26 protein-coding genes and 1 tRNA gene are annotated in these 23,138 nt (G+C 69.2%); 15 read left to right on the forward strand and 12 right to left on the reverse strand.

Annotated elements, in window-relative coordinates:
• Nucleotides 1-114 precede the first annotated feature (114 nt).
• Together H613_RS0106495 and H613_RS31650 are read right to left on the reverse strand one after the other, a co-directional pair.
• Nucleotides 115-2,229, reverse strand: coding sequence for an MMPL family transporter (locus H613_RS0106495; protein ID WP_051393030.1), 2,115 nt, complete (start codon nt 2,227-2,229; stop codon nt 115-117).
• 245 nt (nt 2,230-2,474) lie between these two features.
• Nucleotides 2,475-2,627, reverse strand: a complete 153-nt coding sequence (locus tag H613_RS31650) for a hypothetical protein (RefSeq protein WP_211234727.1) — start codon at nt 2,625-2,627, stop codon at nt 2,475-2,477.
• A 9-nt stretch (nt 2,628-2,636) separates the two neighbouring features.
• On the opposite strand from H613_RS31650, the gene H613_RS0106500 reads away from it, so the two are divergent.
• From H613_RS0106500 to H613_RS28955, 9 genes are all read left to right on the forward strand, one after another.
• Entirely contained in the window at nt 2,637-2,987 is a 351-nt protein-coding gene (locus H613_RS0106500; RefSeq protein WP_211234728.1) for a MarR family winged helix-turn-helix transcriptional regulator, read from the forward strand.
• Between the two features lie 278 nt (nt 2,988-3,265).
• Nucleotides 3,266-3,517, forward strand: a complete 252-nt coding sequence (locus H613_RS30670) for a hypothetical protein (RefSeq protein ID WP_156925860.1) — start codon at nt 3,266-3,268, stop codon at nt 3,515-3,517.
• On the forward strand, nt 3,514-3,798 hold the full coding sequence (locus tag H613_RS0106505) for a hypothetical protein (protein ID WP_026923179.1): 285 nt from the start codon (nt 3,514-3,516) through the stop codon (nt 3,796-3,798). The genes H613_RS30670 and H613_RS0106505 overlap by 4 nt, the downstream gene beginning before the upstream one ends.
• Nucleotides 3,795-4,091, forward strand: coding sequence for a hypothetical protein (locus tag H613_RS0106510; protein ID WP_026923180.1), 297 nt, complete (start codon nt 3,795-3,797; stop codon nt 4,089-4,091). Before H613_RS0106505 ends, H613_RS0106510 begins: the two co-directional genes overlap by 4 nt.
• A 144-nt stretch (nt 4,092-4,235) precedes the next feature.
• Nucleotides 4,236-5,132, forward strand: a complete 897-nt coding sequence (locus H613_RS0106515; RefSeq protein ID WP_026923181.1) for a hypothetical protein — start codon at nt 4,236-4,238, stop codon at nt 5,130-5,132.
• A 135-nt stretch (nt 5,133-5,267) separates the two neighbouring features.
• Nucleotides 5,268-5,903, forward strand: a complete 636-nt coding sequence (locus H613_RS30675; protein WP_156925861.1) for a signal protein — start codon at nt 5,268-5,270, stop codon at nt 5,901-5,903.
• Between the two features lie 99 nt (nt 5,904-6,002).
• The gene (locus tag H613_RS0106525; RefSeq protein ID WP_156925862.1) at nt 6,003-6,410 is read left to right on the forward strand and encodes a hypothetical protein; all 408 of its coding nucleotides are present in this window, start codon (nt 6,003-6,005) and stop codon (nt 6,408-6,410) included.
• Nucleotides 6,411-6,608: 198 nt separating this feature from the next.
• Nucleotides 6,609-7,847 carry an SAM-dependent methyltransferase gene (locus tag H613_RS24815; RefSeq protein WP_211234729.1) on the forward strand — a complete coding sequence of 413 codons (1,239 nt, stop codon included), beginning with the start codon at nt 6,609-6,611 and terminating at the stop codon, nt 7,845-7,847.
• Nucleotides 7,848-7,881: 34 nt separating this feature from the next.
• Nucleotides 7,882-8,415, forward strand: coding sequence for a hypothetical protein (locus H613_RS28955; RefSeq protein WP_051393031.1), 534 nt, complete (start codon nt 7,882-7,884; stop codon nt 8,413-8,415).
• 61 nt (nt 8,416-8,476) lie between these two features.
• On the opposite strand, the gene H613_RS0106540 is transcribed toward H613_RS28955, so the two are convergent.
• The 6 genes from H613_RS0106540 to H613_RS24830 form a co-directional block, all read right to left on the reverse strand.
• On the reverse strand, nt 8,477-9,130 hold the full coding sequence (locus tag H613_RS0106540) for a fasciclin domain-containing protein (RefSeq protein ID WP_156925863.1): 654 nt from the start codon (nt 9,128-9,130) through the stop codon (nt 8,477-8,479).
• Between the two features lie 76 nt (nt 9,131-9,206).
• On the reverse strand, nt 9,207-10,772 hold the full coding sequence (locus tag H613_RS0106545) for a molybdopterin-dependent oxidoreductase (RefSeq protein WP_026923184.1): 1,566 nt from the start codon (nt 10,770-10,772) through the stop codon (nt 9,207-9,209).
• Between the two features lie 354 nt (nt 10,773-11,126).
• Nucleotides 11,127-11,885 (reverse strand): anti-sigma factor, encoded by a 759-nt coding sequence (locus tag H613_RS0106550; protein WP_026923185.1) that lies wholly within the window; start codon nt 11,883-11,885, stop codon nt 11,127-11,129.
• Nucleotides 11,882-12,502 carry an ECF RNA polymerase sigma factor SigK gene (gene sigK, locus H613_RS0106555; RefSeq protein WP_026923186.1) on the reverse strand — a complete coding sequence of 207 codons (621 nt, stop codon included), beginning with the start codon at nt 12,500-12,502 and terminating at the stop codon, nt 11,882-11,884. Before sigK ends, H613_RS0106550 begins: the two co-directional genes overlap by 4 nt.
• 113 nt (nt 12,503-12,615) lie before the next feature.
• On the reverse strand, nt 12,616-13,221 hold the full coding sequence (gene msrA / locus H613_RS24825; RefSeq protein WP_035736675.1) for a peptide-methionine (S)-S-oxide reductase MsrA: 606 nt from the start codon (nt 13,219-13,221) through the stop codon (nt 12,616-12,618).
• 109 nt (nt 13,222-13,330) lie between these two features.
• On the reverse strand, nt 13,331-14,521 hold the full coding sequence (locus H613_RS24830; protein ID WP_211234730.1) for a hypothetical protein: 1,191 nt from the start codon (nt 14,519-14,521) through the stop codon (nt 13,331-13,333).
• A gap of 80 nt (nt 14,522-14,601) precedes the next feature.
• Between H613_RS24830 and H613_RS24835 the strand changes: the two genes are divergently transcribed.
• Together H613_RS24835 and H613_RS0106575 are read left to right on the forward strand one after the other, a co-directional pair.
• Nucleotides 14,602-15,174: a TetR/AcrR family transcriptional regulator gene (locus tag H613_RS24835; protein ID WP_211234731.1), complete on the forward strand. Its 573-nt coding sequence runs from the start codon at nt 14,602-14,604 to the stop codon at nt 15,172-15,174.
• A gap of 89 nt (nt 15,175-15,263) precedes the next feature.
• Entirely contained in the window at nt 15,264-15,662 is a 399-nt protein-coding gene (locus H613_RS0106575) for a VOC family protein (protein WP_026923187.1), read from the forward strand.
• Nucleotides 15,663-15,731: 69 nt separating this feature from the next.
• Here H613_RS0106575 and H613_RS24840 read toward each other — a convergent pair whose 3' ends face one another.
• Nucleotides 15,732-15,995, reverse strand: coding sequence for a hypothetical protein (locus H613_RS24840; RefSeq protein ID WP_156925864.1), 264 nt, complete (start codon nt 15,993-15,995; stop codon nt 15,732-15,734).
• Nucleotides 15,996-16,087: 92 nt separating this feature from the next.
• Between H613_RS24840 and H613_RS0106585 the strand changes: the two genes are divergently transcribed.
• Together H613_RS0106585 and H613_RS0106590 are read left to right on the forward strand one after the other, a co-directional pair.
• The gene (locus H613_RS0106585; protein WP_026923188.1) at nt 16,088-17,236 is read left to right on the forward strand and encodes a cystathionine gamma-synthase; all 1,149 of its coding nucleotides are present in this window, start codon (nt 16,088-16,090) and stop codon (nt 17,234-17,236) included.
• 46 nt (nt 17,237-17,282) lie between these two features.
• Entirely contained in the window at nt 17,283-18,650 is a 1,368-nt protein-coding gene (locus H613_RS0106590) for an amidase (RefSeq protein ID WP_026923189.1), read from the forward strand.
• Here the strand turns inward: H613_RS0106590 and pcaD are convergent.
• Nucleotides 18,623-19,393, reverse strand: coding sequence for a 3-oxoadipate enol-lactonase (pcaD, locus tag H613_RS0106595; protein ID WP_035736690.1), 771 nt, complete (start codon nt 19,391-19,393; stop codon nt 18,623-18,625). The two genes, H613_RS0106590 and pcaD, sit on opposite strands and share 28 nt — an antisense overlap.
• Nucleotides 19,394-19,597: 204 nt before the next feature.
• Between pcaD and H613_RS0106600 the strand changes: the two genes are divergently transcribed.
• Nucleotides 19,598-19,673 (forward strand) — tRNA-Ala (locus H613_RS0106600).
• Between the two features lie 135 nt (nt 19,674-19,808).
• Here the strand turns inward: H613_RS0106600 and H613_RS0106605 are convergent.
• Both H613_RS0106605 and H613_RS24845 read right to left on the reverse strand, forming a co-directional pair.
• On the reverse strand, nt 19,809-20,615 hold the full coding sequence (locus H613_RS0106605; RefSeq protein ID WP_035736692.1) for an SDR family NAD(P)-dependent oxidoreductase: 807 nt from the start codon (nt 20,613-20,615) through the stop codon (nt 19,809-19,811).
• Entirely contained in the window at nt 20,612-22,036 is a 1,425-nt protein-coding gene (locus H613_RS24845) for a DHA2 family efflux MFS transporter permease subunit (protein ID WP_051393034.1), read from the reverse strand. Before H613_RS24845 ends, H613_RS0106605 begins: the two co-directional genes overlap by 4 nt.
• Before the next feature lie 125 nt (nt 22,037-22,161).
• Here H613_RS24845 and H613_RS0106615 point away from each other — a divergent pair, with 125 nt between their 5' ends.
• A complete protein-coding gene (locus tag H613_RS0106615) occupies nt 22,162-22,788 on the forward strand; it encodes a TetR/AcrR family transcriptional regulator (RefSeq protein ID WP_026923192.1) in 627 nt (208 codons plus the stop codon).
• Nucleotides 22,789-23,138 lie beyond the last annotated feature (350 nt).

Consider the following 23,138-nt stretch of genomic DNA (forward strand, 5'->3'; position numbering starts at 1 on the left):
GATGCTTCCTTCGGTGTCGTTCTTCCTTGTGACACCAAGTCTTCGGCTGAGGCCACCGGTGGGGCATCAGCACATCGCGTCGACCGGCCCCTCAGGGGCCTTACCCGCCGCCCCTCAGGCGCGCCGATCCCTTACTTTCGCGCCGTCCCCCTTACGGGACAGTCGCGAGGGCCACCAGATGCGGCGGCCGACGTCGACGGCCAGGGCGGGCACGAGCAGCGACCGCACCAGGATCGTGTCGAGCATGACGCCGAAGGCGACGATGAACGCAATCTGCGCCAGGAACAGCAGCGGCAGCACCGCCAGTGCCGAGAAGGTCGCGGCGAGCACCACTCCGGCGGAGGTGATGACGCCGCCGGTGGTGACCAGGCCGCGCAGCGTCCCGGCCCTGGTGCCGAGGCGCTGCGCCTCTTCGCGGACGCGCGTCATGAGGAAGATGTTGTAGTCGATGCCGAGGGCCACCAGGAAGACGAACCCGAACAGGACCACGGTCGGATCGGCGCCGGGGAAGCCGAGCAGGTGGTTGAACACCAGCGCCGAGACGCCCATCGTCGCCCCGAAGGAGAGCACGACGGTGGCCACCAGCAGCACCGGCGCGACGATCGAGCGCAGCAGCAGGATGAGCACCGCGAGGATGACGGCCAGAACGATCGGGATGATGACCGCCCGGTCGCGCTCGGAGGTGTCGATCGTGTCGAGCTGGACGGCCGTGGCGCCGCCGACCTTCGCGTCGGCCCCGTCGACGGCGTGGACGGCCTCGCGCAGGCGCTCGACGGTGTCGACCGCCGCGTCAGAGTCGGGCGCGTCGTCCAGGACGGCCTCGATCATGACCTTCCCGTCGACCACGCGCGGCTCGCCGGAGGAGTCGGCGGCAACGGTGACGTCGGCGACGCCGTCGACGTCGGCGGCCGCGGCCACCTGCTCGACGGTGTCGGCGTCGGCGATGATCACCGCCGGGGAGCCCGCGCCGCCGGGGAAGTGCTCGGCGAGGACCTCTTGGCCGGTCACGGAGTCGACCTCGGTGAGGAACACGTCGGTCTGGGCGGTGCCGTCGGCCTTCAGCTGGGTCATGAAGGCGGCGGCGATGAGGAGGACGAGTGCGGTCGAGGCCCACACGAGGCGCGGCCGGGCGGCCACGAGCGCGGCGACGCGGCCCCACAGCTTCGAGCGCTGCGCCTGCCCGTCGGCGGCGGGGCGCTTCGGCCAGAACGCGGCGCGGCCCACGATGGCGAGCAGCGCGGGCAGGAACGTGACCGAGGCCAGGAAGGACGCGGCGATGCCGATCGCGGCGACCGGGCCGAGGCCCTGGTTGGACTCGAGCCGGCTGAACAGCAGGCACAGCACGCCGAGGATGACCGTGCCCGCCGAGGCGGCGATCGGCTCGATCGTGCCGCGCAGTGCGGCCAGGACCGCGCGGAACCGGTCGGGCTCGGTCCGCAGCTGCTCGCGGAAGCGGGCGACCAGGAGCAGCGCGTAGTCGGTGTCCGCGCCGAACACGAGGATGAACAGGATGCCCTGGCTCTGGCCGTTGAGGTCGATGGTTCCGGCGTCGGCGAGGAGGTAGACGGTGAAGCTGGCCAGACTGAGTGCGAAGACGCCGGAGAGCAGGACGATGAGCGGCAGCAGCGGCGAGCGGTAGACGAGGACGAGGATCACCGCGACCACGGCCGCGGCGACCAGGATCAGGAGCCCGTCGACGCCGCCGAAGGCGGCGCCGAGGTCCGCGCCGAGCGCGGCCTGGCCGGTGACGAGGACGGTGAGGCCCTCAGGTCGGTTGTTCTCCAGCGATTCGCGGATCGCATCGATCTCGTCGTCGGTCTCGCCGGAGGCGTCGATGAGGAGGATCAACTGCGCCGCTTCGGGTGTGCCCTCCGAGGAGGGGATCGCCTGGGGCGGCGGTCCGACGTTGAACGGCAGCGCACCGAGCTCCCCGGCCGCGGCCTCGAGATAGGCGAAGTCCTCGCCGGTCAGGCCGCCGGTCCGCTCGGCGACGACGATGGCGGGCGTGGCCTCGGTGTCGGCGAACTCGGCCCGCAGGTCGATGACCTCGGTGGATTCGGCCGAGGACGGCAGGAAGGCCGAGCTGTCGTTGACGGCGACCTGACTGAGCTTGCCCGCGTAGGGACCGCTGAAGGCCGCCAATCCCAGCCAGGAAAGCGCTATCAGGGCGGGTGCGAGCCGGCGAAGGCGGCTGACAAGGCGGGCCCCTGAGGGTCGCTGTTCGGTCATGTCGTGCCTTCCTCGCCGACGAGAGAGAAAATGGGTACGCGAAGAACCGTGGAGGGCCTGATTCGCCCAATATCAAGCGCGAATCCTACACAATATAGGTTATATCCTATAATATCACAGATTATAATATATATCTTATAATCTATAATCTGTAAAGCCACAGAGAGTGGGTTATAAGTTATAGAATATAGGTATTTAGTTCGATCATCGAATATTGTTGCGGTGGAAATAGTAGTCTGGACTCCTCAGGACGACAACCCGACAGGACGGCGATGAAACCCGAAACCCCCGAGGAACCGCCGCCGCTCGGCGATCAGCGGATCATTCGCCTGCTCCAACTGCTCACTGTCGAGTCCGACCAGTTCGTCGAGCGGTTCGGTGCCCAGCACGGCCTCCATCGCACCGACATGAACGCCCTCGCGTTCGTCCTGGATGCCGCCCAGCGAGGTGAGCCGATCTCGCCTTCGAGCCTGTCGGCAAGACTTGGCCTGAGTCCTTCGGCCACCACCGCGCTGATCGACCGACTCGAAACCTCGGGACACCTTGAACGCCATCGCGACCATCGCGACCGCCGCCGCGTGACACTGACCATGTCCGAGACCGCGATGGACGCGGGCCGACGCCTCTTCACGCCGCTCGGCGAGGTCTTCGCCGACTCCTGGGCCGATTTCACTGACGAGGAGCGCGAGACCATTGTCAGATTCCTGATTCACTCGATCGGGGCAATGCGCGACGTCCGCGAAGACTGGAACGAATAAATTCCCTTTAGGAAAGTCCTATGAGGTTACAACCTGGGTGAGCAGCGACGTCGCATTCATCGAACCCAAACCCGGCTGATCGCCTGTGACCGTGGTCTCTAGACGCTTTTGCACTATTACCGTGTCGTAAGTTGCGGCGCGCCAATTGATGTGCAAGTGTTCTTGACACGCGTGAAGCACGTGTCCTTTAGACCAACCAAATAGAAAACGCGGCGGGCTGCCGCTTCAATCGCCAAACTGTCTCGGCAGCCCGCCTCTCACCAGAGAGGAAACCTCCCATGGTTGGCTTCAGCCTACCCCAAGACCCGGTTCCCGCCTCGGTCAAAATCGACCTTGAGCTCCACCAGCCGTACCGGACGTGGTTCGGTTTCGGTCGTCTGCGGTGCGAGTGGTGCCACCACAAGTGGGGCGCTCACGGCTGCCCGCAGCGGCGTTCTGCCGTGAAGCTGCTCGCTTCCTGCGTCGGCTCTCCTTCGCTGCGTGGTGTGCTCGCCAACCTGATCGGCTTCTCGTGGGGCGGTGCCGCATGACCGCCAATCCTGAACGCATCGTCCTGGGCCGCTTCAATCTCGAGCACCGCCGCATCGAGGTCTACCAGATCGCAGGCGGCTCCACCACGTCCGTGCGCCTGCGGCGCATCGCGCCCGAGCCCGCCGTCGACCTCGGCTACATCAACCGCATCGGCTCCCCGTTCTCGCGCCTGCACCTCTACCGCGCCGAATGGTCGGTCGCGCTGCGCCGCGTCGCCAAGGAGCAGGCGGCGGGCATCTGGCTCCACGCCGCCCAGCACGAGGCGGAGGTCGAGGGATGACCCTGCACTTCGTCGACCACTACCCGCTGCTCGGCACCGCCGACATTGACGGCTTCGAAGTCCACTTCGCCTGGATCTGGAAACAGCCGTGCCTGCGCGTGACCTTCGCCGAGACTGAGCCGTCCTTGATCGGCCGCGTCACCCAGCTCGACGGCCTCCCGCGTCTGGTCGCCGCTCCGGACAACCTCGCCTGGCTGCACCAGGACGACCCGGTCCGCACCCTCGCCGTCCTCGACTTCGCAACCGATCTATGGAGACGGAAGGAGAAAACGATCCGCACCTGCGACGGCTGAAGGCTCGCTGTCGTCCTGGCGTATGTCAGGCATGCGCTGGAGGCCTTCGACTCGAACCGGTGTCAGTTACCCGACAGCTATTCGACAGCGAGGCTCGCGTGTCGTACGAGCCTTACGAGATGAAAGTGAACTTAAGGTCTTTCCATGGCGAAGATTCCCCATGAAGCACTCCATCACCTGTTCCGAGAGGATCCCGGCCTGTTCACACAAACCGTGCGTCGGATCCTCGATGAGACGTTCCCCAAGATCAAGGAGGTCGCCGAGATCATCGTCGACACCACCAGCATCGATGCCGTCGAGCGCTATATCGACACCGCGCTGCGGGTGACCACCGATGAGGGTGAGGAGATTCTGGTCATCGAACCGCAGACCGAGCCGCCCTCGCCGCAGAAGATCCGCGCCTGGGCGTGGTACCTGGCGTTCCTGGAGAACAAGTACCAGTTGCCGGCGAGCCTGCTGATCCTCACCGCGAAGGAGCCGACCGCCCGCGCCTGCCGCGGAGAGCTGTCGCTGGGGCCGGCCCGCAGGCCGGTCATGCGGCTGCTCCCTTACGTGATCGGCCCCGACAACATGCCGCTGATCACCGATGCCGCCGAAGCGGCCGAGGACGTGCCCTTCTCGGTGCTCGCACTGCTCACCCAGCGGCTCAATCCCGGAGTCGAGCAGGCCATGCGTCCGCTGATGGACGCGCTGGACACCCTCGACACCGACACCGCCCGCTATTACGCCGAGTTCGTGGAAGGCGGACTCGGTGAAAGTTGCCAACGAGAGGTTTGGAAGCAGATAATGAAGACCATGACCTACGGATACGTCTCCGAACTCAAGCAGGAGTTCCGCGAGGAAGGCCGCGAGGAAGGACGCCAGGAAGGCCACCTCGAAACTGCGGTGAAGACGCTGCTGGCCGTACTCGCCGCCCGGGACCTCGACGCGACCGACGCCGACCGCGACCGCATCCGCTCCTGCACCGATCACGAGCGGCTGCTCGTATGGACCGTGCGCGCCGCCACCGCGTCGAGCACGGCCGAGGTCTTCGGCGATTAGCTCGCCCCTTGAGCGACCGTAGAGCAACCAAGTGAGCTACGGGCGGCGGCCGTGCGGTTCCGCCGCCCGCCCGGTCGCCCATCCCGCATACGGCCTATGCGATCAGTAACGCTGCACCGACCGCGGGCATCGCCAATGCGCCGTCTACAAGCGCCGCATAAGTTTGCCGGAGAAGCGCATTGGTATGTTCTGTCGGTGCCCAAAATTCATACCTCTCTCTTGGCCATTCCCTTGGCCTTCACGCTCGCCTCTTGTGAGGAGAGCAGTCCGATCACGGTCGAAAACACCGAAGCCGTCGCCAACGGTTATGTACCACAAGGTGAGTGGTGGTCCTGGGCGGCCTGGGAGCAAGACGGTGAAGACCCCTTGGGCGACACGACAGGCGAGTTCTGCGCTTTGAACCAGCCGGAGGGCGTCTGGTTCCTGGCCGGGACCCTCGGCGGGCACGCCGACCGCAGTTGCGAGATTCCGGCCGAGACCCCAGTGGTGTTCCCGGTCGTCAACATGACCGGCAGCGTCGCCGAGTGCGATGCGTTCATGGAGGCGGCCTCCGGCAGCGCCGAACTCGACGGCAATGCCCTCGACCCCGTTGTGTTGCAGGCAAGGGAGTTCGAGGTCGAGATTCCGCAAGGTGAACTCATGCGGTATTCCTGCGGCATCTGGGTCGTGATCGAGAGCCTGTCGATCGGCGAGCACCTGCTCGTATTCGAGGGTCGATCCGGCGGGTTCACGACGTCGGTGGACTACACGTTGACCGTCGTCGAGTCGTGACCGCAGCAGGCCACCGGCCTCACCGAGGCGACCCGCCGCAAGAGGAGGATCCAGAAGCGAAAGGCCTCTCAATTGCTCACGGTCAAATACTCCAATCGCATGATCCTGCTCGTCGGATCGATCTTCGGAGCCATCCCCGCAGTCTCGGCGATCGGCATCGGCGTCGGTGGCGCGTTCAACCTCTGGCTGCTCGTCGCGACCATGGCCGCGTTCGGCATCGGCGCCGCCATCGGCGCGTTCGGCGTGGCGCACTCGGTCACCCGCATCGACAACCGCGGCCTGGCGCGCCTCCAGCGCAACGGGAACTTCAGTCCGCTCAAGCGCCTGGAGCGAGGCCAGCGGTTCGTGATCGTCAAACGCTGCCTCTGCGTCCAGGGGGACGACGGCACGATCGAGAACATCGAGATCGCGAAATGGCGGATTCGCCGTGGAGACTGGGAACGCGTGGCGCAGGAGTACTCCGACATCGACGCCACCGAATCGCCGAAGCCCCGGCCGCATCAGTGAACAGGAGCTGGGTCGGAAACCCATAAGACCGCCAGCAGCACCGCCCACTCGGCCCATGTACCGACCATCCGACCGCCCTCCTGCGCCCGTTCGGCGCCCTCATCGCCGCGTCCGCCATACGCTGGAACGAAGCCCGGCTCCGGCCCGAGGGAGCGCCGACCCGCTCCAGGGACCGCAACCGACACCGGGAGGGGCACCGTGAACGCATCAGCTCAACTCCGCGTCGACCCTGAGCGCTGGCCCGACGTCGCCCGCGCACCCCGCAGCCCGCTGCGGGCCGCGGCGGCCTCGGCACTGCTGCGCCGCGTCGCCGCCCGCCTGCCGCTGCGCGTCGAGACGCCCAGCGGCGCCATCGGCCCGCTCGGGCCTCCCGTGCTGCGCCTCCACCGCCCCGAGGCGTTCTTGCACCGGCTCGGCACTAGCGGCCTCATCGGCTTCGGCGAGGCCTACCAGGCCGGCGACTGGGATGCCGACGACTTGCCCGGCCTCCTCACTGCGCTGGCCGCGGGCGTCGACTCGCTCGTGCCGCCGCCGCTCCAGACGCTGCGCCGCCCCTTCGTCGGTGTCCTGCCCGCGCGCCAGGACAACACGCGCGGCAACGCCAGGCGCAACATCGCCGACCACTACGACCTGTCCGACGCGATGTTCGCCCTGTTCCTCGACGAGACCATGACCTACTCCTCGGCGCTGTTCGGCACCGCCCCGGCCCGCTGGGACGATCTCGCCGAAGCCCAACGGCGCAAGATCGACCGCCTGCTCGACCGCACCGGCGTCGGACCGGACTCGACCGTCCTGGAGATCGGCACCGGCTGGGGCGAGGCGGCCGTCCGCGCCGCCGAACGCGGCGCGCGCGTCCACACCATCACTCTCTCGTCCAACCAGCTCGAACACGCCCGCGCGCTCGCCGCCGAGCGCGGCGTCGCCGCTCGGGTTGAGGTCGAACTGCGCGACTACCGCGACCTCGACCCCGGACGCCGCTACGACGCGGTGATCAGCGTCGAGATGATCGAGGCCGTGGGCGAACGCTACTGGCCCGCCTACTTCGCGACACTGCGCCGCTCGCTCGCCCCCGGCGGCAAGGTCGGCCTTGAGGCCATCTCGATGCGTCACGACCGCATGATGGCCGCGAGGCGCACCTACACATGGATCCACAAGTACGTCTTCCCCGGCGGCATCATCCCCTCGATTCCCGCGATCGAGCGCTGCGCCGAGGCGGCCGGGCTGCGCATCGCCGACCGACTCGACTTCGGCGGCGACTACGCCCAGACACTGCGGCTGTGGCGAGAACGTTTCGCCTCCCGCGCAGAGCGCCTCGCCGCCCTCGGCTTCGACGAGGTCTTCCGGCGCACCTGGGAGTTCTACCTCGCCTACGCGCAGGCCGGCTTCGCCAGCGGCTACCTCGACGTCCACCAACTCATCCTGGAGGCGAGCGGATGAACGCCGAATCGCACTCTTGTGCTGTAATGCCCCGGTGAGTGGAGAACGGATCGGGTCCCTGATCGGGGCCATCGGCGGACTGGTGTTCATCCTCGTCAATGCCGGAGGATTGCCGGGTGCGGCGCCGCTGGTCGCCCGCTGCCTCGGCGTGGCGGCCTTCGCGTTCGTCGTCTGGTACGCGGTCGTGCGCCCCAGGCCCGGCGCGGTCGAGGCGCGGCCGCCGACGCGGCGGGCCATGCGCGTCTACTGGATCTGCGTGGGCGCGATGGCCTTGGCCATCCCGGTCGGCGCGGCCGTCGTCAACAACGTCCTCGACGCGCCCGAGCTCACCGTTTGCTGGGTGGTCCTGGTCGTCGGCGCGCACTTCCTGCCGTTCGCCAAGGCGTTCGACGCGCCCGTGTTCGCCCCCCTGGCGTGGACGCTCGTCGGCATCGCCGTGGTCGGCGGGGCGCTGACCCTCGCGCTCGACGAGCAGGCCGCGGCCTGGACGGCCGTGCTCGCCGGGGCCGCGCTGCTCGCCTACGTCGCACTCGGCTCGCGGCCCGGGCGCGAGACTCGCGCCGCCTGAACGAAACGAGCGGGGCCGCCCGCGACGCGAGGCGGGCGGCCCCATCGGGCGGAAGGGAGGCTTAGGCGGCGGGCATCAGCACGCCGTCGATGATGTACACGGTGGCGTTGGCGGTCTGGACATTGCCGCAGACCACGCGGGCCGAGCCGTTGACGGTGAAGTCCTCGCCGGAGCCCTCGACCTCGATCGTGTCGCCCTGGAGGGTGGTGAAGGGACCGGCGGTGCCGAGCTCCTCAGGCGTGATCTCCTCGCCGACCACATGGTAGGTGAGGATGTTCGTCAGCTGCTCCTTGTCGGCCATGACCGCCTCGAGGTCCTCGGCAGGGATGGCCGCGAACGCATCGTTGGTCGGCGCGAACACGGTGATGTCCTCGGCCGAGTTGAGGGTGTCGACCAGTTCGGCCTCGGTGACGGCGGAGACGAGCGTGCTCAGGACCGGGTTGTTGGTCGCAGCCGTGGCGACCGGGTCGTCGGCCATGCCCTCGAAGCTGCCTTCGCCGGTGGCCGGGACGGCCGAGCAGGCGTCGCCGAACTCGCCCGACATCGCCATCTCGTCCTCGGTGGGCTCCTCGGCCATGGTGGACTCCTCGGACGAGGTCGCCTCCTCGGAACCGGTGTCCTCGGGGTCCTCGTCGGAGCTGCACGCGGCCAGCGCGATGGCGCATCCGGCCGCCACTGCGAGCGCTCCGGCACGGGTCATCAGTCGGTTCTTCATGTCTTGCCTCTTTCTCAATCGGTTCCGGGAGGTTCGTGATCCCGGTTCTCATTCAGCTGTGTTCATTCAGCCGTGTTCATTCAGCGGTGACGACGACGGAATGCCATCCGGTCGCGCCGTCGGGGAACGGTGTCTGCCGCTCCTGGGGCTGCGTCTCTCCTTCACCGTCGGTGGCGCGGACCTCCAACTTGTGGCGGCCCGGTTCGGCGTCCCACTCCCACCGCCACTGGCGCCACACGTCGGCGCCGATGACGGGCGCGAGCTCGGCCTCGTTCCACGGGCCCTCGTCGACACGGACCTCGACGCGGTCGACGCCGCGGTGCTGGGCCCAGGCGACACCGGCCACGGGGACCGCGCCGGTGCCCACGCGCTTGAGCGGGTCGGGGGTGTCGATGCGGGAGAAGGTCTTGACGGGTGCCTTCGCGTCCCAGTCGCGGCGCACCCAGTACGGGTCGAAGTCGGTGAAGGTGGACAGTTCGAGTTCGACGAGCCACTTGGTGGCCGAGACGTAGCCGTACAGGCCGGGCACGAGCATGCGCACAGGGAAGCCGTGATGGAGGGGCAGCGGCTCGCCGTTCATGCCGACCGCGAGCATGGCGTCGCGCCCGTCGGTGCAGATCGCGGTGGGCGTCCCGGCCGTCCATCCGTCGGAGGAGCGGCTGACGACCTGGTCGGCGTCGGGGTCGGGCCTGGCCTCGGCGAGCAGGTCCGCCAGCGGCGCGCCCAGCCAGCGGGCGTTGCCCGCCAGATCACCGCCGACCTGGTTGGACACGCACGAGAGGGTGATCTCGCGTTCGATCAGGTCGCGGTCGAGCAGGTCCCGGAACGACAGCTCCATGGGGTGCTCGACCCGGCCGGTGATGCGCAGGACGTAGTCGTCGGGGAAGACCCGCGGGACGACCAGGGCGGTGTCGACGCGGTAGAAGTCGGCGTTCGGGGTGAGGTAGGAGGTGATGCCCTCGACGTCCAGGCCGCTCCCCTCCGGACCGACTGAGGCGGGTTCGGGGAGCCGGACGGCGTCTCGGGCGGAGTCGATCGCTCCCGTTCCGCCGAGACGCCATCCGACAACCCCCACCAACCCCGCCCCCGTCAGGGCGATGAGGACCCCTCGCCGGTCGACGACACGACCGGGCACCGGTGCTTCGATCGTCTTCGGCCGCCGGTGCAGCGATGCCCACGGCGATCGTTTCGGCCTCTCACCGGCTGACGCTTCGGCGGCCTTAGGGCGCCGGTACAGCAGCCACAGCACGAGCGCGCCGCAGGCGGCGCCGGCGAGCGAGGGGAGGGCCCAAGTCCAGTCCGCGGCCGGGCGGCCGAGCGCGGCTGCCGCTCCCACCGTGCCGAGGACTGCCAGGGCCGCGTAACCGACCGCGATCCGCTTCCGGGAGAGGATGCCGACCGCGGCGGCGGCGATGAGCAGCACGGTGCCGATGCCGATGAGCAGCACGAGCTTGTCGTGCTCCCCGAACGTGCGGATGGCGAATTCCTTCACCGGCTCCGGCGTCGCGTCGATGACGGCGGCGCCGACCGCGGCCACCGGGGCACTGCCCGGGGCGACGGCGACGGCGGCCAACTGCGCCGCCGCCAGGGCACCGCCGGCGCATGCCACGCCGGCCAATGCCGCGATCGTTCTGCCACTCATGCCCCTGATTCGGGGCGGGAGCCGATCCGGATGGGTTCGAATCGAAAAATCCCGGATCAATGCCGTATTCGCTGATAAACCACAACGCGAGCCAGGATCACAGACCCGACTCGCGTTCTTCCCTATAGGCTATACGGCACTCATATTGCAAATATTATAGGCTATAATCTATCTTGTATGAAGATATGACATCTATAAAACAAGGCTATAGGATATAACCTTCTCCGTGCGCGGGTGTCGCGTTCGCAATGCCCGCCGTGTGAAAGTTATAAGTTATAGCCTCCTCTGTGTCGCCTGCGCCGAAGTGTCAACCGCTGCGTAGAAGTTATAGGCTATAACCTTTCCTCTGTGTGTTTATGCGGTCATGTCCACACCCGCGACCATCGGCAGGGTCGGGGCGTCCGATCCGCCCGCCGGTTCCTCGGTGACCCCCATGACGTCGGTCTCGTCGATACCGTCGACGAGCATCGTCGCCGAGGAGTCCCCCGGGTCCATCACGCCCGCCGAGACCGGCCCCTCGTCGTTGACCAGCCACAGCTGATAGGCCCGGTCCTCGCCGACCGCCGCCAGGTCGGAGACCACGACCACGGCCTGGTCGAGCGAGGCCGAAGCGACGACGGTGACTTGGCCGCCGCCCACAGCGTCCTCGGTGGAAACCTCGGCGTCGGCAGCCTCCAGCACCGCGGCCAACCGGTCGCTCTCGCTCACCTCGGACTCGGCGTACTGCTGCATGACCACCCACGTGATCGCCCCGCCCGCAAAAGCGATGACCACCACCAGTGCCGTGGCGGCCAAGGCGCGGCGCAGCCGCGGCAGCCGCCGCGGGCGCAGAATGCGCTCGGCACTCGCAATCGGCCCCTCCGGCTCGACGGGACGGTCCGGCGGCGCCTCCTGGCGGGTGCGCCGCGCCTCCGCCAGGACGCGCTCGCGCAGCCGCGGCGGCGGCTCGGCGATCGTCACATCGGCCAGGCGCGAGGCCGCCTCGCGCAGTTCGGCGGCCTCCTGCGCGCAGGAGGCGCACTCGTCCAGATGCCGGTCGACCAGGCGGCGCTCCGCATCATCGACCGCGTCGAGCGCGTACGCGCCGATCAGCGTGTGGACATCGGCGTTCATCGTGCGGCCTCCAAGCAGTCGCGCAGCTTGATCAGGCCGTCGCGGATCCGGGACTTGACGGTCGGAACCGCCGTCTCCAGCAGCGTCGCGACCTGCCGGTAGGTGTGCCCGCCGTAATAGGCCAAGGTGACCGCCTGGCGCTGCAGCCCGGTGAGGGTCTTCATGCACCGGCGCACCTGCCGGTGCTCCAGGCGGCTCGCGGCGGTCTCGGCCACCGCGTCGTACTCGGGTTCGACGGACTCGGCCGCGGCCCGGCGCTCCCGGTCCCCGGCGGCCTGCGCCGAGCGCACCCGGTCGACCGCCCGGCGGTGCGCGATGGTGGTGACCCACGCGCCTGCCGTGCCGCGCTGCTGGTCGAATCGCGTGGCGGTCCGCCACACCTCGATGAGAACCTCCTGGGTCACCTCCTCGGCCTGCGCCGGGTCCCGCAGGACGCGCAGGCACAGGCCGTAGACGCGCGGCGCCATGAAGTCGTAGAGGCTCGCGAAGGCGTCCTCCTCGCCCAGCGCGGTGCGGTGCACGAGCTGCTCGGCCGTCTCGGCCTCGGCGTTCTCGCCGGCGATCCGCAGGTGCGGCTGGTCGTGGCGCCGCGCCGCGCCGCCCTTGTCAAGCATCATCGCGCTCCCGGCGGTAGGTCTCCGTACTCATGAGCAGTTCGGAGCCCGAAGAGAAGCGGATGGGTCGGACCGGCGAATTTCTCGAACGCACGGCGCCGACGCCGCAACGCCCGCTACCGGCGCGGCGGCTCCACGTCCACCTGCGCCTTTACGACCCCGACCGGACAACTCAGGCCATTGGGCCCGTGATTGCAATATCCGTTCGGATTGTGGTGCAGGTACTGCTGGTGGTAGTCCTCGGCGAGCCAGTACGGCCCGGCCGGGACGATGCTCGTCGTGATCGCGCCGAGGCCCGCCTGGCTCACGGCCGGCGCGAACGCCCGCTTGACCGCCTCGGCCGTCGCCTGCTGCTCGGGCGTGGTCGTGAAGATCACCGAGCGGTACTGCGAGCCGATGTCGTTGCCCTGACGCATCCCCTGCGTCGGGTCGTGGTTCTCGAAGAACACCTTGAGCAGCTGCTCGTAAGACACCTGCTGGGGGTCGTAGACCACCCGGACGACCTCGGCGTGGCCGGTCAGGCCTGTGCAGACCTCCTCATACGAGGGGTTCTCGGTATTGCCGCCCATGTAGCCCACCGACGTGGTCCACACGCCCGGCGTCTGCCAGAACAGGCGCTCGGCCCCCCAGAAGCAGCCCATGCCGAAGTAGGCGATCTCCGAGGAGCCCGGCGCGGGTCCTTCGATGGGGTGGTGCAGGACAGGGTGCGTCTCGACGCTCATGGCTCACTCCGTTCAGTCCGCATCAGGCAAGCTTGTCACGCGGCAATAACAATCGACAGGCTTCGTCGTATTCCATGAGTGTCGGCGCGTGCTCTCCCATTTCGCACCATCACGTCACCGGCGCACCGGGCGTGGCCTTGCGTTCATCGGGCAGTGTCGCGGGTTCGCCCTCGGCCGTCGCCGTGTCCGCCCCGGCGCCGGTGCCGCGCCGCCACGCCAGCGCCCCGGCGGCGACCACCACCGCGAGCATCACCACGTTGTGGGCGTATTTCGGTCCCGGTTCGACGTCGCCCGCGAGCGGGAAGTAGGTGAAGGCCATCAGGCCGCGCACCGCGAGGCACGCCGTGGCGACGGCCGCGCTGTGCCACGGCGACCATCCGCTGCGGCGGATCGTCACCGCGATGGCGACGCCCAGCGCGGCGTTGAGTGCGAGGTGCGCGGTCAGGGCCGTCCAGCCCTGACCGAGGAAGTCGGGGACCGCGGCCGCGATCACCGCCATCGCCACCGACGGCAGCACCGGCAGCCGCCTCGCGCCTGTCGCGGCCCCGCGCCGCCAGCGGCCGACCAGTGCCGCGGCCGCGATGAACCCGGCCACTATCGCACCGGAGACCACCAGCTGAGCGGTGCCGGCGGAGCGGGATTCGGGATCGGCGATGATCATCGCGGCGGTGGCGGCGTAGGCGCACGCGGTGACCGCGATGCCGATCGGGCCGAGCCATGACGCCTCGGCACGTCGCGGCGACCACGCTTCGGCGACGGCGACCGGTGCGGCGAAGCTGAAGATGACGTGTCCGCCCACGAAGGTGAACGCGTTGAGCGCGCTGATGCCGAGCCCCGGGATCAGCGTCGCCTCGCGGGTGGCCTCCCAGCCTTCGTAAGCCTGGTAGTCCACACTGAACATCGATTGGTCGATGAGGCACGCCTGGGCCGTTCCCAGTGCCGCGAACAGCAGGAGCAGACTGGGCCACCCCCAGCCCGACCGACGCGCGAGCTCGCGTGCCAGCAGCGCGGGGGCGCCGTACAGCCCCGCGAAGAAGACGACGGCGAACGCGACGGCGGCCGGGTCTCCGGTCGTCTCGTCGTACGCCAGCAAGAGCTCCGCGCCGATCGGGCACAGCACCAGGACGCCGACGACCTGCTTCAGGGCGCCCCGCACAGTGCCCTCACGCCGGGCCTTCCTCCACCGCCTCACCCCGTACACGACCAGCCCCACCAGAGCGAGCACGACCAGGATCGTCACGCTCAGCCGCAAGACCGGCGATACCGCTTGCGTGCTCGACGACGCAATATAGGAGCTCATGCACCTATAATGACACACTAAAGTCCCAAAATGTTGCTTGGTTGACCCGATTCACATCCGACTCGCTCTATAGTGGGCGAGTGTCCAAAACTCCGCACCTCGCCGACATGTCTCCGGCGGCGCGACGCACCCGCAGGCTGATCATCGAAGCCGGGATCGCAGTGCTGGCCGAGCGGACGTCCGCCACACTCTCCGAGATCGCCGCCGCCGCCGACGTCAGCCGTTCGACGCTGCACCGGCACTTCGCGGACCGAAACGACCTGCTGGCGGCGATCGACGCCGAATGCCGTGCCCGGTTCAAGCGGGCCGAGGCGGCCGCGCGACTGGGCGAGGGCAGCGCACTGGACTCGCTGGACCGCCTGGCACAGGAGTATCTGGGGCTGGGCCTCGTACTCGGCCTCGTGTTCGCCGACAACGCCCCCGTCGATCCGGACAGCTGGGACGACGAAGACGGGGACGGCGGTCTGGCCGTGGTGATCGAGGGCGGGCAACGCGAGGGGGACATCGATCCCGAACTGTCGACCGAATGGGTGGACGTGACATTCTGGACGCTGCTGTTCGGCGCCTGGCTGTCGCTGCAAGGCGGCATGAGCCGGCGGGACGTCGCCTTCCAGCTCTCGCGTACCGTCCGCAAGGCCTTCGGGGCGGCATGACGTGCCCGGCCGATGCGACCACGCCCGGCAAGCTCGTCACGCGTGAATAACGATCGACAGCCTTCACCGTATTCCATTAACGTCGACGCATGGTTTCAACGATTCGCACCATCACGTTCGACTGCCGCGACGCCTATGCGCTCTCGAAGTTCTGGGAGCAGGTCACCGGCTACACCGAGGACCCCGACGACCCGAACCAGCCCGAGCACGAGGAGAACTTCATCGGGCCGGCCGCCAACGCACAGGGCCTGCTGTTCATCAACGTCCCCGAAGAGAAGACGATCAAGAACCGCCTGCACCTCGACATGACCCCCGACATCCCGCGCGACGAAGAGGTCGAGCGCCTGGTCGGCATCGGCGCTACCGTCGTGGCCGACCACCGCACTGACGACGGCAAGGGCTGGGTCGTCCTGGCCGACCCCGAAGGCAACGAGTTCTGCATCCTGCGCTCCAAGGCCGAACGCGCCGCCGCGGGCGACCCCTACTAGCCCACAGGCCCCGAAAACGCCGGTGGGCGCCCCGAACGGGACGCCCACTGCGAAAGTCGTGTGCGGGGTTCACTTCTCCGCGACGGCGTCGAGGGTGCCGTCGCCGTCCGAGTCGACGGCCGCGGCGTCGTACTTGCCGTCGCCGTCGTGGTCGAGCAGGACGTGGTCGATCACGCCGTCGCCGTCCGAGTCGACCGCCTTCATGTCGGCGGTGCCGTCGCCGTCGACGTCCACGTGGTACTCGACCGAGCCGTCCGCGTTGCGGCGCACGCCGACCGTCTCGTCGACACCGTCACCGGTGATGTCCATCTTGTGCACTTCATCGAAGCCCATGAGGCAGCCCCTAAGAGAAGAAGGTACGTGTTGCCCGCAGCTTAGCGTGGCTATGCATGGCCAGCGGTATCAACGTCGGTTACGTTAGGGGCATGCACGAGGGCCACGGATTCTCCACACGCGCCATCCACGCCGGGCAGGAACCCGACCCGCTCACCGGCGCGGTCGTCCCGCCCATCTACGCCGTCTCCACCTTCAAGCAGGACGGCGTCGGGAACCTGCGGGGCGGCTACGAGTACTCGCGCTCGGCCAACCCCACCCGCACCGCCCTGGAGACCTGCCTGGCCTCCCTCGAAGGCGGCACCCGCGGCTTCGCCTTCGCCTCCGGCCTCGCCGCCGAGGACACCGTGCTCAGGGCGCTCCTAGCGCCCGGCGACCACGTCGTCATCCCGGACGACGCCTACGGCGGCACCTACCGCATGTTCGACAAGGTCGCCGCCCGCTGGGGCGTGGACTACGCGACCGCCCCGATCACCAGCGTCCCCGCCGTCGCCGCGCGCCTGACCGAGCGCACGCGCATGATCTGGGTCGAGACGCCCACCAACCCGCTGCTCAACATCGCCGACATCGCGGGGCTCGCCGAACTGGCCCACGACCACGGCGCGCTCCTCGTCGTCGACAACACCTTCGCCGGGCCCTACCTCCAGCAGCCGCTCGCGCTCGGCGCCGACGTCGTGGTCCACTCGACCACCAAGTACCTCGGCGGGCATTCCGACGTCATCGGCGGCGCCGTCGTCGTCGGCAGCGACGAGCTGGCCGAGCCGATCGCCTTCCACCACAACTCGCTGGGCGCCGTCGCCGGGCCCTTCGACGCCTGGCTCACGCTGCGCGGCGTCAAGACCCTCGCCGCCCGCATGGACCGTCACTGCGACAACGCCGAGGCCGTCGCCGAGTTCCTGGCCGGGCACGAGGCCGTCGCCGAAGTGCGCTACCCCGGCCTGGTCTCGCACCCCGGCCACGACGTGGCGGGCAAGCAGATGCGCCGCTACGGCGGCATGGTCTCCTTCCGCCACGCCGGTGGCGAGGAGGCCGCGGTCGAGGTGTGCAATCGGACCCGGGTGTTCACGCTCGCCGAGTCGCTGGGCGGCGTCGAGTCGCTCATCGAGCACCCCGGGCGCATGACCCACGCCTCGGCCGCCGGTTCGGCCCTCGAAGTGCCGTCCGACCTCGTCCGGCTCTCGGTCGGCATCGAGGACGTCGACGATCTCCTGGCCGACCTGCGCCAGGCTCTCGGGGGCTGAGCCTCCCCGGCAGACACACACCCCGAACTGAACGAAAGGACGAGTCGTGAGCTGGTCGGGAACCACCGCGCAGCAGATAGCCAAGGCGGTCAGGCGAGGCGATGCCGACGCTGCCGTCGTCGTCGACCACCACCTCCGCCACATCGAGGACCACCGCGAGGCCGCCGACGCGCTCACCGCCGTCCGCAAGGTCGAATCGCTCGCCGAGGCCGCCGCCGTCGACGAGATCGACGACCGCTCGGCGCTGCCCGCCGCGGGCGTCCCCGTCGCCGTCTGCGAGCAGCTCCCGGTCACCGGGCACGCGCCGCGGCTCGGCTCGAACGCGACGGTGCTGCCGATCGCCGAGACCGACCATGAAGCGGTGCAGCGTATCAGAGGTGCCGGAGCCGTAGTGGTCGGCTTTGGCCGCTCCTCCGAACTCGGGCTGTGGCCCGCCACCGACGACGACGGCAACGTCCCGGCCAACCCGTGGCGGCCCGACCGCGGCGTCGGCGGCCCCTCGGGCGGCACGGCGCTCGCCGTGGCCGCCGGGGCGGCCCCGATCGGCATCGGCCTCGACGGCCCCGGCTCGGCCGGCGGCGTGCGCACCGCCGCCGCGGCCTGCGGGATCGTCGCCTACAGCCCCGAGTACGTCCCGGCCGACATCAACAACGACCCCGACCACTGGCTGGGCGGCCACGTCGGCGTCATGGCCACCACCGTGGACGACGCGGCGCTCGCGTACGCGGCGCTGACGCACCGCGCCCCGCGCTCCACAGGAGACCCCGGGCGGCTGCGCATCGCGGCGACGAACACGACGCCGCTGCCCGCCCGCGTCGACGACGAGGCCACGAAGGCACTGCTCCAGGCCGTGCGGTCCCTGACCGACCTCGGGCACGACACCTTCCGGGCCCACCCGAAGTACGGCCCGCGCCTGGCCGCCGCGTCCTCCGGGGCGTGGTCGTGCGCGGCGTACCTCCGCAGCCTCAAATGCGGTCCGGACGGCCTCCAGCGGCGGACCAGGCGCCTTGCGGCCGTAGGCGAGAAGACCTACCTGCGGGGCCTGTTCGGCGGGGTGCTCGGCGACGGCAACCGGATCCGGCGGGACCTCGAGGACTGGTTCGACTTCGCCGACTACGACCTGCTGGTGACGCCGGGGCTGCCCAGCGCGCCGCCCGCGGCGCAGGAGTGGTCGACGCAGACCTTGCGCTGGAACGTGACGCACCTGGCCGCGGCGGCCGCGTTCACCGCGCCGTTCGGCCTGGCCGGGCTTCCGGCGCTCGTCGTGCCGGTGGGGATGCGCGGCGACGGCGTCCCGGCGACCGTCCAGCTCGTCGGCCCGCCCGGCTCCACCGGGAGGCTCTTCGACATCGCGGCCCAATTGGTCGCCAAACTGCGGCCTCGCCGCTATGCCCCCGGCCTGACCTGGGACTGAAGGAAGTCGACGAGCCGCGCGTTGACGACGTCAGGCCGCTCGGCGGACACCAGGTGCTTGGCGCCTTCGACGGGCATGACCTCGGCATGGCCGATCTCGGCGGCGATGCCTTCGGCGTCGTCACGCGAGATGGTCTCGTCTTCGGTGCCGTAGACCACCAGCGTCTCGGCTTCGATCCCGCCGAGCCGGCCGCGGAGGTCGAACCTCGCGAGCGCTTCGCAGCAGCTCGCGTAGCCCTCCGCGTCGCACGCGGCGAACCGCTTGCGGAACTCGGCGACGACCTTCGGGTGCGCGGCGTGGAACCTGGGCGTGAACCAGCGGCCCATCGTGGCGTCGGCGAGGACCTCGCAGCCCTCGGCCTTGACCGTGGTGGCCCGCTCGTGCCAGCCCTCGATGGTGCCGAGCTTGGGGGCGGTGCTCATGAGCACGAGGCGGCCGACTCGGTCCGGATGGTGCAGCGCCATCGTCATCGCGATCGCGCCGCCCAGCGAGATGCCGACCACGTGCGCCCGCTCGGCGCCGACCCCGTCGAGCAGGTCGGCGACGTCGTCGGCGAGATCGCCGACGGTCCAGTCGCCGGGCTCGGCGTTGGTGCCGCCATGCCCGCGGGTGTCGAAGCGCACCAGCCGAAACCGCTCGGTGAGCGGCCCGACCTGCGGTGCCCACATGTCGAGCGTGGCACCCAGCGAGTTGACCAGCACGACGGGCGTTCCCGCCCCGTCGACAAGGTGGTACGGAATCATGCAGCGGCCTCCATTCCAGGGCTGCATGGATCGTATGGGAACCGGAGCCTGCGGGGAAGCGCATCCGACTGATCAGTCACACATCGACAAAACCCCTGCAAGAGCACGTGACGGGCGTCTCCAGCCCCTGGCTGGGGACGCCCGTCAACACTGTGTAAACTAGTCCCGGTTCCAAGGATCCGCGACCTCGGAATCAAACCGCAAGGGGCTTTGGCGCAGTTGGTAGCGCGTTTCCATGGCATGGAAAAGGTCAGGGGTTCGAATCCCCTAAGCTCCACCAGTTTGAGATGCACCCTCTCTGACCAGGTAAAACAAGTTCGGATTTCCGAGATGATCGGGTGAAAGCTGACATCAGGTTTAAAAGCGGCCATCGAATCGATGGCCGCTTTCTTGCTGGGCCTGTCGGCCGTTCTTCTCAGCGGCCTGTGGCGAGGAGGTCGAGGGTGAGCCGGTGAAGGCGTTCGGCGGCGGCGGCGTCGCCGGGCGTGGTGTGGGGGTCGACAGGGCGGTCGATCGCGAAGGCGCTCAAGGGTGCCGTCGGCGGCTCATTGATGAGGGCGGACAGGGGCGGGACGAGTTCAGCGACCGGTCTGGCGGTGCGCTTCATCTGCTCGACGAACGCGGCGGTCGGCGGGTCGTACTCCCCGGCGAAACTGGTGGCGACGGGGCCGGGATTGAGCAGGACGTACCGGGTCCGGACGTGCGGGTGCTCGGCGGCGAAGGCGAGGCCGAGGAGGTCGTTCGCGCGTCCGGCCTGCATCTGGGCCGCGGGGCCGGAGTAGCCGCGCCGCAGTCCCGGGTCGTCCCAGTGGATCTCGGGTTTCGCCAGGCCCGGCCCGGAGATGTTGACGACGACCGGCGCCGCCGCGCGTTCGAGCCGGTCGAGGAGGCTGCGGCCGAGGACGAACCGGCTCAGGTATTCGAGCGCGAAGCAGGCTTCGAAGCCGTCGGGCGTCTCGTGCCGGTGTGTGCGGAAGTACCTGGCGCCCATGACGAGCGCGTCGATCCAGTCGTACCTCGCCGCGAGTTCGACGGCGACGCGCCCGTTCTCGGCGACCAGGGAGAGGTCCGCCGGGACGAAGTGCGCCCCGAGCCCGGCGAGGGCCCCGCCCTTGTCCTTGTCGCGTCCGACGACGGCCACCTGGTCGCCGAGTGCGAGCCGGTGGCGGGCAAAAGCGGCGCCGATGCCGTCGGTGCCCCCGGTGATGACGATCGTCTTCATGCTGCGCTCCTTGCGGTCTCGGTGACGGGAGTGTCGATGTGGGTGCGGCCGGGGAGGAGCCACGTGGCGGCGAGGACCGCGGCGAGGGTCGCGGCCAGGAACCAGTACATGCCCTGGAATCCGCGGACGGGATCGGCGGCGGTCTGGAGGATGAGGGCGACGACGGCGATGCCGATGGAGCCGCCGAGCTGGTTGAGCGTGTACAGGACCGAGCTGCCCTGGGCCACTTGCGGTGCGGGCAGGGTCCGGTAGAGCGAGCCCATGGTCGGGGCGCTCACGAAGCCGCTGGCGAGTCCCATGACGAGGGTCGCCGCGACAGGCCACGCGATGGGCGTGTCGGCGTCGAGCCGTGTCAATCCGAGAGCGCAGGCCAGGAGCACGACGGCTCCGGCGCGGGCGAGGCTGCGGCTGCCGATGCGGTCGGAGATCCAACCCGCGAGGGGCATCGAGACGGTGCCGCCAATGCCGAAGGGCGCGATGAGGAGTCCGGCCGCCAGGACCCCGGAGGCGTGGACGTCCTGGTAGTACAGCGGCAGGCCCACGAGGCTGGCATACATCACGACGCCGGTGAGGCCCATGATGGCGACGCTGGCACTGAAGCCGCGATTGAGGAACAGGCGCAGGTCGATGAGCGGTTCGGCGCCGGGCCGCAGGGCGCGGACAGCATAGGCCGCGAGGAGGACCGCACCCGCCGCGAGCGGCAGCAGCGTCTGCCAAGTGGCGAACGCGCGGTGCTCGGCGGCCTGGGACGCGGCGAGGACGAGGGCGGCGATGCCCGGGCCGATGAGGGCCAGGCCGATGACGTCGAGGCGGGGCAGCGGCTCGGCGGCCTCGCGCGGAGCGTCGGCCGGGAGGACCCGCAGCGACAGGACGAAGACGAGGGCGGCGATGGCGAGGCCGAGGTGGAACATCCAGGGCCAGTCGAGACGTTCGAGGACGGCGCCGCCGAAGATCGGGCCGACGACGGGCCCGAGGGACAGCACGATGCCCATCAGGCCCATGACGCGCCCGGCGCGGGCGGGGCCGGCGGCGCGGGCGAGCAGGATGAGCACGAGCGGATCGAGGATGCCTGCGCCGAAGCCCTGGACGACGCGGAAGGCGATGAGACTGCCCGCGTCCCAGGCGAATCCGGCGCCGAGTGAGGCGGCGGCGAACACGATGAGCCCGGCGAGCCACATGCGGCGGCCGCCGAAGCGGTCGACGGCCCAGGTGGTGAAGGGGATGGCGACGGTGACGGCGAGGAGGAACCCGGTCGAGGCCCATCCCATGACGGCGAGCGAGGCGTCGAACTCGGCCGCCAGCAGGTCCAGGCCCACCGCGACCATCGTGCTGCTCAGCAGCCCGAGCACGCCGCCGAGGAGGACCACTCCGACCTGGCGCAGCAGTGCCGCGTCAAGGCGGTCGCTTTCATTCGAGGGCAAGACGACTCCGATCAAAACTAGACTGACAAGTATAAAAATATGACCTGGTAAGTATTACATACTGACGAGGCTGGAAAACTGGACCTGTGAGTCCAGGTCGCTACCTGCTCGGTTACGCTGGGCCGATGGATGCGACGACGGCCCCGCGGGGGCGCATGGTCAAGCGGCAGGCGATTCTCGCGGCCGCGTTCGGCGAGTTCGCAGCCCGCGGCTACGCCCAGACGGGCGTCGACGAGGTCGCCGCCGCGGCCGGGGTCGCCAAGGCCACCGTCTACAACCACTTCGGCGACAAGGAGACCTTGCTGCGCGAGGCCATCGCCGCCAGCGCCGAGGCCGCCACCGCCAAGAACCTCGCGGCCATCGAACGCCTCGTCGACACCGGTGGCGACCTGCGCCCGATCCTCGAGGACGTCGGCCTGCGTCTCATCCAGTGCTACTGCGACGACGACTCCTGGGCGCTGCGGCGCCTGCTCTACGCCGAACTCGCGCACCTGCCCGACCTACTGGAGATCGTCCAGGTCCAAGCGGCCGAACGCGTTCAGCGCGTCCTCGCCGACCGCCTCGCCCGCCTCGCGCTCGCCGGACACCTGCGCCTCACCGACCCCGACGCCGCCGTCGAGCACCTCAGCGCCCTCCTCACCGGCCCCCTCGAAGCCCGCGCGCGCTGGGGCACCCGCCGCCTCCCCGCCAAGGAGATGCGCCAGATCGCGGCCGCCGCGATCGACGTCTTCCTCCACGCCTACGGGACCTGACGCGGCTGCGCCCGCCGGAAACCAGCGCCGAATCTGACGCTCGCAGCCGACCTCGCCGTCTGGCGTGAGGAGTGCGACGAGCACTCACGGTCGTGAGCGCCCGCCGCCGGTCGCCTAGATCCGGGCCGCGTATTTTTTGGCACCGGCTTCTCGGAGGACGGTCTTCACACTCGAAAGACTGATCGAGTGCCGCGTGGCGAGGTCCTTCTGGATTGCTCCGGCGAGGTAGTCTTCGATGAGTCGTCGGCGGTCCTTGGGGGCCAGCCTTTTGCGGAGCGGACGGGGTGCCGTTCGAACAAGAGATTGGGGGCCTGGACTGCGTTCCTGGCTTTTCGTGTTGGGTTTCGCAT

It is taken from the genome of Glycomyces arizonensis DSM 44726, from assembly GCF_000482705.1.
Classification (GTDB): domain Bacteria; phylum Actinomycetota; class Actinomycetes; order Mycobacteriales; family Micromonosporaceae; genus Glycomyces; species Glycomyces arizonensis.

What these genes read in the sequence shown, in the direction of transcription:
- H613_RS0106495 (WP_051393030.1), bottom strand. Translation starts at nt 2,229, where the DNA reads ATGACCGAACAGCGACCCTCAGGGGCCCGCCTTGTCAGCCGCCTTCGC.
- H613_RS31650 (WP_211234727.1), bottom strand. Translation starts at nt 2,627, where the DNA reads ATGGAGGCCGTGCTGGGCACCGAACCGCTCGACGAACTGGTCGGACTC.
- H613_RS0106500 (WP_211234728.1), top strand. Translation starts at nt 2,637, where the DNA reads ATGAACGCCCTCGCGTTCGTCCTGGATGCCGCCCAGCGAGGTGAGCCG.
- H613_RS30670 (WP_156925860.1), top strand. Translation starts at nt 3,266, where the DNA reads ATGGTTGGCTTCAGCCTACCCCAAGACCCGGTTCCCGCCTCGGTCAAA.
- H613_RS0106505 (WP_026923179.1), top strand. Translation starts at nt 3,514, where the DNA reads ATGACCGCCAATCCTGAACGCATCGTCCTGGGCCGCTTCAATCTCGAG.
- H613_RS0106510 (WP_026923180.1), top strand. Translation starts at nt 3,795, where the DNA reads ATGACCCTGCACTTCGTCGACCACTACCCGCTGCTCGGCACCGCCGAC.
- H613_RS0106515 (WP_026923181.1), top strand. Translation starts at nt 4,236, where the DNA reads ATGGCGAAGATTCCCCATGAAGCACTCCATCACCTGTTCCGAGAGGAT.
- H613_RS30675 (WP_156925861.1), top strand. Translation starts at nt 5,268, where the DNA reads ATGCGCCGTCTACAAGCGCCGCATAAGTTTGCCGGAGAAGCGCATTGG.
- H613_RS0106525 (WP_156925862.1), top strand. Translation starts at nt 6,003, where the DNA reads ATGATCCTGCTCGTCGGATCGATCTTCGGAGCCATCCCCGCAGTCTCG.
- H613_RS0106540 (WP_156925863.1), bottom strand. Translation starts at nt 9,130, where the DNA reads ATGAAGAACCGACTGATGACCCGTGCCGGAGCGCTCGCAGTGGCGGCC.
- H613_RS0106545 (WP_026923184.1), bottom strand. Translation starts at nt 10,772, where the DNA reads ATGAGTGGCAGAACGATCGCGGCATTGGCCGGCGTGGCATGCGCCGGC.
- H613_RS0106550 (WP_026923185.1), bottom strand. Translation starts at nt 11,885, where the DNA reads ATGAACGCCGATGTCCACACGCTGATCGGCGCGTACGCGCTCGACGCG.
- sigK (WP_026923186.1), bottom strand. Translation starts at nt 12,502, where the DNA reads ATGATGCTTGACAAGGGCGGCGCGGCGCGGCGCCACGACCAGCCGCAC.
- msrA (WP_035736675.1), bottom strand. Translation starts at nt 13,221, where the DNA reads ATGAGCGTCGAGACGCACCCTGTCCTGCACCACCCCATCGAAGGACCC.
- H613_RS24830 (WP_211234730.1), bottom strand. Translation starts at nt 14,521, where the DNA reads ATGAGCTCCTATATTGCGTCGTCGAGCACGCAAGCGGTATCGCCGGTC.
- H613_RS0106575 (WP_026923187.1), top strand. Translation starts at nt 15,264, where the DNA reads ATGGTTTCAACGATTCGCACCATCACGTTCGACTGCCGCGACGCCTAT.
- H613_RS24840 (WP_156925864.1), bottom strand. Translation starts at nt 15,995, where the DNA reads ATGGGCTTCGATGAAGTGCACAAGATGGACATCACCGGTGACGGTGTC.
- H613_RS0106585 (WP_026923188.1), top strand. Translation starts at nt 16,088, where the DNA reads ATGCACGAGGGCCACGGATTCTCCACACGCGCCATCCACGCCGGGCAG.
- pcaD (WP_035736690.1), bottom strand. Translation starts at nt 19,393, where the DNA reads ATGATTCCGTACCACCTTGTCGACGGGGCGGGAACGCCCGTCGTGCTG.
- H613_RS0106605 (WP_035736692.1), bottom strand. Translation starts at nt 20,615, where the DNA reads ATGAAGACGATCGTCATCACCGGGGGCACCGACGGCATCGGCGCCGCT.
- H613_RS0106615 (WP_026923192.1), top strand. Translation starts at nt 22,162, where the DNA reads ATGGATGCGACGACGGCCCCGCGGGGGCGCATGGTCAAGCGGCAGGCG.